Source organism: Cupriavidus sp. 01L415 (assembly GCF_056400065.1).
Map to the genome: position 1 here is coordinate 124,515 of NZ_JBFTSP010000004.1, position 12,054 is coordinate 136,568.

The 12,054-nt window shown below is 60.2% G+C and carries 9 protein-coding genes and 1 tRNA gene; 1 reads left to right on the forward strand and 9 read right to left on the reverse strand.

The window, feature by feature from the left end; all coding sequences use genetic code 11:
* Window positions 1-292 precede the first annotated feature (292 nt).
* Window positions 293-1,708 (forward strand): tyrosine-type recombinase/integrase, encoded by a 1,416-nt coding sequence (locus tag AC1DOX_RS10495; RefSeq protein WP_477114006.1) that lies wholly within the window; start codon window positions 293-295, stop codon window positions 1,706-1,708.
* A gap of 294 nt (window positions 1,709-2,002) precedes the next feature.
* On the opposite strand, the gene AC1DOX_RS10500 is transcribed toward AC1DOX_RS10495, so the two are convergent.
* From AC1DOX_RS10500 to AC1DOX_RS10540, 9 genes are all read right to left on the reverse strand, one after another.
* Window positions 2,003-2,437, reverse strand: a complete 435-nt coding sequence (locus AC1DOX_RS10500; protein ID WP_477114007.1) for a hypothetical protein — start codon at window positions 2,435-2,437, stop codon at window positions 2,003-2,005.
* Between the two features lie 135 nt (window positions 2,438-2,572).
* Entirely contained in the window at window positions 2,573-5,146 is a 2,574-nt protein-coding gene (gene mobF, locus AC1DOX_RS10505) for a MobF family relaxase (RefSeq protein WP_477114008.1), read from the reverse strand.
* Entirely contained in the window at window positions 5,140-6,342 is a 1,203-nt protein-coding gene (locus AC1DOX_RS10510) for a type IV secretion system DNA-binding domain-containing protein (protein WP_477114009.1), read from the reverse strand. Before AC1DOX_RS10510 ends, mobF begins: the two co-directional genes overlap by 7 nt.
* A 1-nt stretch (window position 6,343) precedes the next feature.
* Window positions 6,344-6,670 carry a hypothetical protein gene (locus AC1DOX_RS10515; RefSeq protein WP_477114010.1) on the reverse strand — a complete coding sequence of 109 codons (327 nt, stop codon included), beginning with the start codon at window positions 6,668-6,670 and terminating at the stop codon, window positions 6,344-6,346.
* Window positions 6,667-7,167, reverse strand: coding sequence for a plasmid mobilization protein (locus AC1DOX_RS10520; RefSeq protein WP_477114011.1), 501 nt, complete (start codon window positions 7,165-7,167; stop codon window positions 6,667-6,669). Before AC1DOX_RS10520 ends, AC1DOX_RS10515 begins: the two co-directional genes overlap by 4 nt.
* Before the next feature lie 415 nt (window positions 7,168-7,582).
* Window positions 7,583-9,034: a restriction endonuclease subunit S domain-containing protein gene (locus tag AC1DOX_RS10525; protein WP_477114012.1), complete on the reverse strand. Its 1,452-nt coding sequence runs from the start codon at window positions 9,032-9,034 to the stop codon at window positions 7,583-7,585.
* Entirely contained in the window at window positions 9,028-11,025 is a 1,998-nt protein-coding gene (locus AC1DOX_RS10530) for a type I restriction-modification system subunit M (protein ID WP_477114013.1), read from the reverse strand. The genes AC1DOX_RS10525 and AC1DOX_RS10530 overlap by 7 nt, the downstream gene beginning before the upstream one ends.
* A 342-nt stretch (window positions 11,026-11,367) precedes the next feature.
* Window positions 11,368-11,452: transfer RNA gene (locus tag AC1DOX_RS10535), tRNA-Leu, on the reverse strand.
* 94 nt (window positions 11,453-11,546) lie between these two features.
* Window positions 11,547-11,909, reverse strand: coding sequence for an HNH endonuclease family protein (locus AC1DOX_RS10540; RefSeq protein ID WP_441615821.1), 363 nt, complete (start codon window positions 11,907-11,909; stop codon window positions 11,547-11,549).
* Window positions 11,910-12,054: the final 145 nt, after the last annotated feature.

Sequence of the window (12,054 nt, forward strand, 5' to 3'; positions counted from 1 at the left end):
TCCGGAATGACCTGATCGCCGGCGCCGGCAACAAAAAACCCCGCGAAGCCAGGCTGGGCGGGGTTTGTCGGACTGCGATGGATCTGTAATCTGGTGCCCGGGGTCGGACTCGAACCGACACGCCTTGCGGCGGGGGATTTTGAGTCCCCTGATGTTGGGATGGATTTTATATAATGTATTGATTTTACGTAGTTTTTTAGCATCGTTACGACGGTGGTTTTACGGAAAAGTGGTGAAGTATGCCCGGAAAGTATAGAATCTGCGGAAAATTTGCGGAAATTCCGGGTGCCTTGTGACAGAAGAGAAAAAACTTGCAGCACGAGATAAGGCGCAGAGAATTAATCTCTCCAGAAGCGCGGTCTTTGGCGGGGCAATTCGGAAGCCGGGTAGATACACGGACAAGGATTTTCCTTCTCTCGGTCTCCAAGTCTCGCCCAAACTCAAGGCCGTCTGGTTTGCTCGATTCCGTGATTCGGCCGGGCTAGAACACCGACTTACCAAGAAGGGGGTCGCGGCCCATGCAGGACTCGCAGATGGCCTGACATCGTTTGACTACGAGCAGGCGAAGGCTTGGGCGATTGCGCAAATGCAGCAAGCTAACAAATCGCCGGACCAGCGAGCTGCGGAAGTGGCCGATGCTGAGTATTCCACTCTGGCCAAAGTATGGGACACATTTCTTCGAGACAGGCGAACAAGGGGCGGGCAGCCGCTCAGCCCAGCAACAAAGACTGACTATACGAAGTGGTATCGTGCGGCTCTCCAGCCGGTTAAGGACCTGAAACTGACAGACGTGTCCGTCACCGAGTGGACGAAGTTCCTAGGCGATGTTGATACGACGCATGGAAAGTCGAAAGCGTTGTACATGCTCAACATTGTGTCGGCCGTATATAGTTTTTTGATGGGCCTGGATAAGGCCGACGTCAATCCGATGACCAAGGTACGGCTACGGCGCCTTTTCATTGCTCCGACACCACGCGCAAGGCACCTCCCAGCAATTCGGCTACGAAGCTTCTATCAAGGAATAGATGTCGCTTTAACGCGGCGAGATAGTAAAGATGCGTTGAAGCTTCTTTTCATGAGTGGGATGCGGCTCTCTGGTGCGCTGGGCATGCGTTGGGACCAGTTAAATCTCGATGAAGGGTTCTATTACGTATTGCCTGGGCAGGCGGGTTGGAAGGGCTTCACCGGGGTGGTGCCACTCAGTGACTACGTTATCGAGTTGCTAAGAAGTAGGAAAGGACGCGATGATAGTCAGGTCCCCTATATCTTTCCCAAGCGACACGGAACAAGCTCGCCTCCGCACCTTAGTAGGGTGAGCGACGCCTTAAAGACAGTGTGCATGGAATGCGATTTGCCGCGTGTGTCGGCTCATGACCTGCGTCGGACCTTCGCATCAGCAGCTAGATTGCGATTCGGAGCCGAGATAGACAAGGTGGCAGTGCTGCTAACTCACAAATGGGCTGTGGATGATAGGAATATGGTGGTGTCTGCCAGTCAGATTACGAAGCAGTACATTCAGCACGACTTAACCACTTTGAGAACCATAGCCAATGACGCCGCTGAGTTTTTGCTTGAGCTGGTGGGCGAGCGGCCGATGTCTGAAAAAACTGCGGAACGTCTCAAACAAGCGGGTCATTCTGTTGACGACTTTAAATTGCTCTCGCTGCCAGAAGGAGGCGAAGAGAGCGCTCTTCTACAAGCTGCCTAGGTGCTGGACATGATGGAGCTCGGCAAGTACTTTCGATGAGCTTGGACTCCGACATAAGCTTTAGTTCGGTATCACGAAGCCCCCTCTCTCGTATTTCGAGTAGGTGAATTTGGCCGGGTCAAGGGCGGGCGAAGCCTGGCGCAGCGAACCCTTGAGGCGGCCAGATTCATGGTTACGCTGCAGGGTCGTGGAGCCTGGTTAAGCTTTGCTTCGCCAGGCTCCCGAGCCCGTCCGGCGGAGAGGACTGCCTTGCCCGTCCCAAGAGCCAGAAAACAGGCTTCGTTCGATGCAATCCTACAAATCGCAATCTACGGCTTCGAGTTCGAGCGCATCGGCAATAGCTGCATAGGTCAACAGATGCTCGTCCCCATATCCTGTTAGGGCTTCCAGCGCCCGGAAATGTCGGTCATTTACCCACAGGATGTCACTTTCCTCGCGCAACGCATGAACGAAAGCATCGAGGTCTTCTCGGCTAGAAAAAAGCTTCTGGAGATAGGTTTCGTCATCCATTACTCCGGCTTCGACGGCAGCAGTTAGACTGTCGAGGACCCAGGAAATGACTGCAGCCCCCGGCATAGTCGCCAAATCTGCGACGCGAATCGACCCGAGCTTGCGGGTCTTCGTGCACCACCCGCCAAATTCGATGTAAGCGCTAGCTGCCTTCTCACCATCCACATGCTCAAAAATTATGGGAGTCGGCTTTGCTGCATACCCTTTGGTCGCTGTCATTCCTTATTCCTTGTCTTGAAGCTTAGGTTTGATACTCAGGGCCGGCATCAATACCGGCTATCACTTATCGGCAGCAGCTATCGCTACCTTAAGGAGATGCCCCGATTTGCAGGGGCCTCTGGGTGAGTTCCGCTGCTACGAACCCAGCGCCCAATGGCTTTTCCCTAGGTCAAGAGCGGCCGTCTTCATGTCCAAGCGGCTCATCGCTGTCGCCAGCAGGCTACGGTCATCCGTGTACAGGAGCACCTCACTGCGGGCACGGCTAATGGCAACGTAGTACAAGCTCTCGTTGGCCATCGAGCTCGATACGTCCGCGTCTATCATCACCCGCTCGCAAGTCTGTCCTTGTGCGCTGTGCACAGTAGTGCAGTAACCGTGTTCCAAGTGCAACGGCTGGTGCAGGTCCAGTACTACCTGCATCCCCGTTTCTTTTGTTAGCGTGAGCGTCTCGGGCGTCAACTCTGATACCGTGCCGAACTCTCCGTTGATGAGACCGAACCCATAGTCATTAGCACTGACACGCACCCGGTCGCCGACGGCCATATGACGCTCGACCATTCGATACACGGCCACGTGCGGATTCTGGGCCGGACGCCACTCCACCGTCTTGCCGTCCTCGCGAAGCAGGGTCACTCGGCCAGGTTGTGCGGATACTACCTTGGCCAACTCCCCGCGCGCCAAGCCCAGCGCGGCATAGTCCTTCTGCACCTGCACTACGTCGTTCGGTTGGTACGACATCGCGCATTTGCGCTGCGCCTCGGTCAGGTCCCGTCCCACCAGGATGCGCACCGGGGTGCCGGTGAGGTTCAGCCGCGCACGCACCTCCGCATTGATTGCTTCGCGCGCCGCATGCGTGCCGGCCACGATGAGCGTCTCTTGCCGTGCCTGCGGAAGTAGCGCTGTGTAATGGCGTGCGATGGTCGCATAACGCTCACGCGCATGGGCCACCTCGGCAATGCGGGGCGCGAGCAGCCTGAGCGACGCCGCCACCTCGCCCTCGGCCGCGCGCTCCACCGCCGCTTTGAGAGTCGCACTGGTTTGGCGCTGGATATCCTGCATGTGTGCGGTCGCCATCCCCGCCATCTGCAACTGCGCGAACGGAATACCCGCCTGGACCGCCTTCAACTGCCGCGTGTCGCCCACCAGCACGATGCGGGCGCCGGTGCGCTCCACCGCCGCCAGCACCGCATGCATATCGCGGGCAGCCACCATTCCGGCCTCGTCCAGCACTACTAGCGTGCGGGCATTAAGCCCGCCGCCGTTGCGCGCGAGGAAGGCGGCAATGGTCTTCGCCTCGATGCCGGCCGCACCCACCTCCTTCGCAGCCGCCGCCGAAGGTGCCAGTCCCACGCAGCGCCAGCCGTGCATGGCCGCCGTGTCGCGCACCTGGGTCAACATGCGAGTCTTGCCCGTACCGGCACGCCCTTGTACCCCTACCACCCGGTGCGCACTTGTCAGTATCAGACTTGCCGCGCCCCACTGCCCGGCATTGAGTGCGCCGTCGTCTGTGCTTGGCCGCCAGCCCTGGCGCACAATTGGCGTGAGCGTCCCGCGCCCCCGTGCCTCTATGTTCAGCAGTTCACGCTCCAGCGCTTGCGCGGCGGCGGTCGTGTACCAGCCGTCCGAGGCCAGCAGGCTCCCATCGGCCATGCGCGCCGCCAACGCGGCTTCGATGTCGGCTAGCGTTGCCGCCCCGGTGGCACCGCCCAGCGCCCAGCCCACTACGGCCTCATGCCGCACGACGCTTTGGCGCTCGGTTAGGTGCAAGATGGCGAAGTCCACGGCCGTGGCGGCCCGCGCCTGGCGCTCGTCCTCGCTCAGCATCTCGGGGGCCTGCGCCGTGTAGTCGATGGAGAGCGCTGCGCTCTTGTCCTGCCACAGCTGGCGCAGCGTCGTGCGGTCTAGCTCACCCTTGGTCTTGCGACTGGCCAGTGTGGCAATCTCGCGCTCGGCCGCTGTCGCCGTGCTGCGGTCCTTGCCCAACGCCGCCAGCGCGCTCGCTATCGCTTGGCTGCGGCTGCTGAAGGCTGCCACATGCGCGTCTGTGAGATGCGCCAGCTCGAAGCGGCCATCCGTGTGTGTCAGCCGCACCGCATATCCCAGTGCCTGGACCTCGCGTGCGAGCTCGGCCCGGTATAGTGCCCCCAGCATTTTTTGCTGTGCATAGAGCTCCGTGGCATCAAGCGCGCGCCACTGCCCATCGTCGCGCTGCGTGAGGTTCAACAGTACCGCGTGCGTGTGCAACTGCGGGTCGGCATCACGCGACAGGTCATGCCGGAAGCTGGCCACCACGAGGCTGCCGGTCGATTCCGTGCGCGTGTGACGCCACTCTGTCACCCGACACGCAGCAAGCCGGTCCTCGATGTGCGCCAGCACCCGCGCCACGGCCGTGTCGTGCGCCGCCAGCAGGCAACGGTCGCCCGCAATCAGCGCCTGCATAGACACGCTCTTGGGCGCACTGAATGTCAGGTCCGTGCCCGCCCGGCGCGGACCCTCGCCGCCGTGGTGCATTGTGGTGCCGTCCGGCAGTTCACCATCCAGCAGCGCCTTGAAGGCTGCCGTATCGACCGTCCCGGCCAGGCCCAGCGCTTCGGCCCCGCCGCCCCACCAGACGCTGGGCGCCTGGCCGTTTTCGGCATAGTAGTCGTCGGCCGCTTCGTAGTAGCTAGCAGCGGCCGCCCCGGAGGTCACCGGCGCCAGCGTCAGCATGCAGCCTCTTCGGCGTAGGCCTCGGTCACCGTGTCGCGCGTCTGCGGAACCAGGGCAACGCGGCGCACCGGCGTATCACCGGTCAGGGCCAGGTAGCCCTGCAGATTGGGCAACGTGGCAATTTCAGACGGCAGCACCAGCCGCTCCTGCACGGTCGCAAGGCTTGCGCCCCGGCTCGTACCCTGGCTGCCCTGCGAACGAGAGGCCTCCGCCCGCTGCACCTCGCGCTCGCCCAGAGAGCGCGACAGTGCTTCGCAGGTGTCGGGGTCGGTGCGCGCAATCGCTAGCACCAGCAAGTTTCGGAAGCAGGAACGCAGCACAACCGCCGCATCCGGCCCGTAGAGCCGGTCCAGCTGCGCCGTGCTCTGCAGGCCAGCCACGACGCACAGGCCATGCTTGCGCCCCAGCGTCAGCGCCGCCTCCAGCGAGGCCAGCGGCCCCAACGCGGCCAGTTCGTCCACGATGAGCCACAGGCGCCGGCCCGGGTCGGCCGGCAATGACAGTACAGCATTGGCCAGCACATCCACCCAGGTGCCCACGAGCGGCGCCAGCGCCGTCTGCATGTCCGCGCGCCAGGTCAGGAACAGACTGCCCGCCTCAGTCTCCAGCCAGGTGCGCAGGCTGAACGCACCCGGCGCCAGGTAACGCTGCGGTGCAAGCCGCGTGGCCAGCACGAAGCGCGTCGAGGCCAGCGCCTTGGCTGCCTCGGGGTCGAACAGGCCCGCCGCCGGAGTGCCCGCCAAGAGGCGCGCGAGCTCGGCGGCCGGGGCGACGCCGCTCCAGTGCAACAGGCGCTCGGTTGACGTGTCACCGGTGCGCACCAGCGCGCGCAGCAGTTCGGCCAGCAGCCCCTGCGCATAGCCGTGCCAGGCCGCGCTCTCGCCCTGGCCGTCGGGCACTACACTGCGCGCTAGGCGCTCGGCATCGAAGTCGCGGCGCAGCTCGTTGAACAGGCTCCAGCGCTCGCTGCGCGCGTCGAAGGGGTTCAGCAGCCGGTCGCCGTCCTCGGCGAAGGCAGCGAGATACCCGCCATTGGGGTCGCACACGATGCAGCGCTCGCCGCGCGCCCGGATGCCGGCGAGCAGCTCGCCAACGGCGGTGGTCTTGCCTGCGCCCGTGCTGCCGGCCAGCAGCCAGTGCAGTGGCTCGGATTCGCGCGGCAGCGGCACGCCGGCAAGCGTAAGGGTGCCATGCATGTCAGCCCTCCAGCTTCGGGCCGCGCACGTGACCACCCCGCAGTTCGCCCTTTCGGCGCCAGCGGGCGAACAGCCACGCGCACAGCACACTGGTGCCCAGCACCGCCACCGCCAGCGTCAGCGCGAACAGCGTCACGGTCAGCCGCTCGGCACCGCCGGTGAACACCGCTTGCAGTTGCTGCACGGCCAGCCCCCACGACAGGCCCAGGCCGCGCTGCCACACCGCCGCCCACAGCACCATGAAGTTGACGCTCGTAAGCGTGAGCCACATGCAGGTCCGGTCCAGCACGATGAGCAAGCTACCAAGGAAGGGGTCGCGCGTGCTCATGCCCGTCCTCCCTGCGTCTGCTGCGCCAATTGGGCGCGCACACGCCCCAGGATTTGCGCGTCGCGCGCTGCCGCCAGCTCGCGCAGCAGCAACACTGCTTCCAGTGCCAGCGTGCTGTCCGTGGACCGTGCAGGCGCCGCCACCAGGCCACGCAGGGCTGCGAGCTCGGCTTGCACGTCCAGCGTGCGGTGGACCGCCAGCACCTGCTCGCGCACGTACTCGCTCATAGTCTGGCCGGCCGCATCGGCATGGCGCGCGATGCCGGCGTACTCGCCCGGCGCCACCCGCACCTTGATGAACTTGCTGCGCACGCCTGCTGCCCGCGAAGCCGCGCCAGCACTGGGCGTGGTCACTTTGTGGACCGCTGCACTCGGGGTGGGTCTACGCGCCGAGCCACGCGTGGCGCGGGTTTCGGGCGCGAATGCGCCGCAATCGGAGATTGCAGGGGTGTGTACTTTCTCTGTACGGCCCTCGAGGGCCAGTTGGGGGTCAAACATGAGTCGCTCCTGACAATTGGGATGCAATGTGTAGCGAGCCCGGTCCAGCGCCTGTTCAAGGCGGGCCGTGGCTCGGCAGACCCGCAGGTGCAGGTCTACGTCAGGAGTGTGCGATTCGGGTTTAGCCTTTTAGCGGAGACAGGCCTCCGGCCAGGCTTAGCCGGGAGTTTTAGACGCCGCCCATCAGGCGGCTAAGAGTGAACAGGGGGCCAGGACAATGCCCCCGTATTACGAGCGCTGGTGGGTCGGACCCGAGTCGACACACCTTACTGAGGATGCCAGCTCCGCCGCTGGCGAACAGGCAAAAAGACAACGCCCGCTCTGGGGCGGGCGTTTGGCGAGAGCAAAAAGCGGCGCGGGCTCGTGGAGCGGAGCGCCCCAGTGATGTGGAAGCTGCCCTTCTGCGGCGCAGCTCTTACTGTGACGTTGGCGAGCTTGAATCCCGGCGCCGTCCTTTAATCTGTTGGCGCAAGATACCCAATGCTTCCTGTTCTAACTGCCACGCTTCGTCACGAAGACGATTCGCGCAGAGTACGAGCTCAGCAATTTCAATTGTCTTATCCTTGCTTACCGTCGGTACTGGTATTCTCGCAACCATGAATCGGTCGATTTCAATGATAACCGAGCCATAGCTAAATCGAGTGAGCAATGTTTGCCCGTACTCGCTGCTGAGCCACGCGTAAAGATAGCCTGCAGCAATTGAATCCTTTGGGACAACTCGAATAGTATGCTCACTATTGGCCCAGCCGTGCATGTACTTCGGAACGATTTGCACGCGCCCAATCGTCCCAGAGCGCGTAATTGCTATCATGTTTTCCGCCAGACAAATCTCTTCTAAGTCGCCCTCGTGCGCGCCTTTCGCGAGCCTTTTTTGCTCAATAGGGTCGATTTGGAACAGCTGTTTGCTGGAAAGTAAGGGAATACCACCGTTTGGAACGTAAACGCGTTTCCGAAATTTAGTGACCCCATTGACAGACACCGACCAGTCCGGGTGGTTCAGCGGCACAATCTTGTGCTTCGAGGCTTCCAGGGCTTCTACCAGCCCGTTGGCGACAGGGTCGTGGTACGTCGCATCCAACCGACCTTGCCAGTTTGAGGCGTTGATTCTATTTACGATAGGACCATGGACTGGGCGTTCAAGTGGGGGTAACTTCAAAGCCTTGCGCAAAGCTACATCGGCTTCATCAAGCTTCTCATTGGCTTCGTCCCGAAGCTGTGCGGCACGCACAAAGCTGCGTCCAATTTGTATGCGCGCTATGGCGGGCAGGGCTGGCGCATAGACGCGGTTCAAATGGTGAGGCTCAATGTGCTGTACCACCGAGCCGTAAGTCATCCCGGTGAGTTGTGGCCTGCCCCATTCGGACCGCAGAAACGCCGCCACAAAGCCAGCGGTCTCCGAATCGGGTGCCGTCAATCTAATCACATGCTGTGACACGGCCCATTCAGCCATTCGTGGCGAGGCGAGACTTATGTTGCCGATAGTGCCCGAGCACGAAATCAGCACCTCCCATGGCTGAATCTTTAGCTCGTCGAGTCGAGGGGTCTTCAGGCTAAGGTAATTCCCCCGCTCAGGTCGCAATCCAATAATGTCGGAGCTAGAAAGGAACGGGACTCCACGCTCGGGACCAACATAAATACGAGGGAAGCGAAAGGCGTTATTTCCGCTAAGACACATTCCTCCCGGACCAAGCAATGGCTGCAAAGAGTGGCGGGACTCTTTGAGCTCGGCAACGGCTTTTCGTGCGTCCAGCGCATAGGCAGATGCTTCAAGCCTTATGCCGGCCTGGAAGACCTCAGATAGCCTGACACCCACACTTCGGCTTGCAAGGTGTTCTCTTGCGGCTTCGGACCGCGCGCGCTTTACCATCCGAGCACCGCCTCTTGCTTCCACGTCAGAAATTCACGTGCGACGACAGGCGTATCATCGTCAACCTGCTTGCTCGGTCTTAGAATGCGACGCGAAGCCTCTCCCGATGCCGAGAGTTCAAAAAATTCAGCTTCTTCACCTGTGGGCGGGAAGAGAATTTCCTCGCCGTCGTCATTCCGTTTGTAGACAGTATTGCCGCGTTTGTCGTGTCCAATAGCAAGAGTCTGCGCCATGAAAATTTCGTAATCGTCAAGGCGGCCTTGTCGCTCTTCTTTTCTCATTTCTTGTTCAGTCTTGCGCTGCAAGACTAGGACTGATGTCTGCGTACCGTTGTTCGGTTGGAATGTGTCGGGGTGCAAGTCGACACTAGCAACAATTCTGCAATGCACCATGAGCCAAAATCGAACGTACTCGAGGTCAGGATTCCCAAGAATGCCATCGGGGAGGACTATCGCCATGCGTCCACCTGGGCGGAGGAACTGCCAACAACGCTCGATAAAGAGAATCTCTGGCGGACGTGAGCCGTGAAAGTCGTCCGTCATAATCCATTGACCCGCTTCCTCCTTCCAAACGCGCGCAAGCTGATATTGCGAGAGCGTTTCTCGGTCGGATATCGGTAGTTTCCCACCAAAAGGCGGGTTCGTTGCAATTATGTCGAAATGACCGAGGTCGTCTGGCCCTCGAAGCTCAGATGCTTCGATTTCCAGTGCGCTTGCGAGCTTATCGCGGAATTCTGGCTCCCACTCATGCGGATGGGATAAGCTATCGCATTGAAGTATATTGCCAGAGCCGTCATTGTTCATGACCATATTCATCTTGGTGGCTTTGACCAGCTCCCGGTTAATGTCAAAGCCGAAGAAACTCCGCGAAGCCGTATCTCGTATTTTTTCGCTTAAGGCTTGCCGATAGGCATCGCTTTCCGGGATGCCACGCAGAGAGCCTCTTAGACGGGCTATTACTTCGTTCATCGCAATCACAAGGAAGCCACCGGTCCCACAGGAGGGGTCAAGAATTCGCTCTCCTGGCTCGACGTCGAGCATCTGGATAGCCATGCGCTGAACGTTGCGGGGGGTAAAAAACTCTCCCCGGTCACCACGAAGATTGCTTCCAACCAACTCTTCGTATGCCTTTCCTTTAACGTCAATATGGGTGTCAAGGAAACTGTAACGCTGAATCTCTCCAACGATATGCGCAAGTGAGCGAGGTTTCAGCGTAATAACATCGTTCGCATCAAAAATGGCAGGGTAGCGTTTCTTCACTTCAGTGAATATTTTCCCAAGCCGTTTTTGTACTGTCAGTCGGCCATCTTGGCTTGCTTTTTCTTTGGCTGTTGCATAGAACTCAAGCGGACGAGGGATGTTGCGCTCATCATGAATTTTGCAAAAAATAACTTTCAGAAGCTCGAAAAATGCTTTGTCTTTTGGCAGGCCGTCCGTAATGTAAATGTGGTCATGGCACGTGCGAAATGAGAACAGGAGGTTGTCATCGGTGGACCGTACGAGCTTGTCTCGTGAAGGCCTGTTGGTGTCGTCAATGTTCCCGTCATGAGCTGGAATGTCGTTGGGCTCCTCCCAAACGACCCTTCCCTTGACATCGATTCGCCGAAAAACTGATTTGTGACGGCCGTTGGTCCACATACCCCAGGCAGCGTTGGGGCAAGAGGAAAGGTAGGACTTGAGTTGGTCTTCACCATCCTTCTTGTCCGTAGGCTTCACTTTTTCGTGCTTGCACTCGATGATGATATCGATGTGCTGCTGAAGGTGCTGAGCACCTTCTGGGAAAATGGCAATGTCAACTCGCTTGGTTGACGACCCGACCTTGATGGGGAACTCAATAGCAATCCGCTCGGGCTTGTAGCCGAGTTCTTTTACAAGGCGTCGCTCGATATTCTGGCGAACATACTCTTCAGGAGTGTCGTTGCGGATGGTCCCATCAATGAAGTCGCAGACCTTACCGTCGGGAAGCGTAGTGATTGGTGGTTTGCCTGACATCCTCGTATTCCTTCGCGCAGATTGCCGGTCACCGAGACCGACTGTTCTAAGATAACCCTGCATGATAGCAGCCGGCCTTCGACGGACCTAGATGGATTAGGGCTTGCCGGAGAGTTAGTTTGCAGAATGTGTGAGTGCAGCGAGGGTCGATTTAGTGTCAACTGAGGCTGAGCTGAGTAGCAGGTATCGATGTCAGCGGAGTTGCAAGACGGGGGATAAAATATGGGGAAGTCAGTGCGGAAAATTTGCGGAAAATTCGTGCGGCTATGCCTCTTGAAGAGAGGGCTGTTCCAGTGTGCTTGCGCTGGAGAATTTTCTTTTGAATCAGTCGCTTGAGGCTGATGGTGCCCGGGGTCGGACTCGAACCGACACGCCTTGCGGCGGGGGATTTTGAGTCCCCTGCGTCTACCTGTTTCACCACCCGGGCAGGGTGTGCGGCGATGACCCAGAGCGGACATCGCGCGGCAGCAATGAACCGCGGATTATGCCGCAAATCCCCCCTCGGAACAACCGGGTCCCGGTCAGTGCCCCCTGCGGGCCTGGGTGTGGCGGCTCCGGTCATAGAAGCCCGGCGGCTTGCGGGCGATCCAGCGGATGAAATCCGCCATGGCCGGATGGGCGCGCAGGGCGTTCCAGTCGTGATACGTCGTGGCGAGTTCGGCCTCCGTGAACACCGAATGGATCTTCTGATGGCAGACCCGGTGCATCGGCACCGCCTCGCGGCCGCCCCGGCTGCGCGGCACCGGGTGGTGGAGGTCCGTGCTGGCATCGGCCAGCAGCGGGCGTCCGCACAGCGGGCAGGTGGCATCGGGGGGCACCGCTTCGGCAGGGGGCGGTCCGAGCTGACGATCCTGGCCCGCGCGCAGGCGGCGTTTGACGACCATGCGGATTCCTGTGAAGTCAGTAAGTTCGCGGCTTGGGGTAGGATAGCGCGCAACGCCGTCTTCGATGTCCGGGCCCCGTCGGCGGCGTACCCGGACCTGATCGAGACCCGATCGCCAGCCCCATCGCCAGACCTCACCGGAGCGG

Bases quoted from the DNA above. Each gene is read 5' to 3' on its own strand.
- AC1DOX_RS10515 (WP_477114010.1), bottom strand. From the start codon at position 6,670: ATGAGCACGCGCGACCCCTTCCTTGGTAGCTTGCTCATCGTGCTGGAC.
- AC1DOX_RS10520 (WP_477114011.1), bottom strand. From the start codon at position 7,167: ATGTTTGACCCCCAACTGGCCCTCGAGGGCCGTACAGAGAAAGTACAC.
- AC1DOX_RS10540 (WP_441615821.1), bottom strand. From the start codon at position 11,909: ATGGTCGTCAAACGCCGCCTGCGCGCGGGCCAGGATCGTCAGCTCGGA.
- AC1DOX_RS10500 (WP_477114007.1), bottom strand. From the start codon at position 2,437: ATGACAGCGACCAAAGGGTATGCAGCAAAGCCGACTCCCATAATTTTT.
- AC1DOX_RS10530 (WP_477114013.1), bottom strand. From the start codon at position 11,025: ATGTCAGGCAAACCACCAATCACTACGCTTCCCGACGGTAAGGTCTGC.
- AC1DOX_RS10525 (WP_477114012.1), bottom strand. From the start codon at position 9,034: ATGGTAAAGCGCGCGCGGTCCGAAGCCGCAAGAGAACACCTTGCAAGC.
- mobF (WP_477114008.1), bottom strand. From the start codon at position 5,146: ATGCTGACGCTGGCGCCGGTGACCTCCGGGGCGGCCGCTGCTAGCTAC.
- AC1DOX_RS10510 (WP_477114009.1), bottom strand. From the start codon at position 6,342: ATGCATGGCACCCTTACGCTTGCCGGCGTGCCGCTGCCGCGCGAATCC.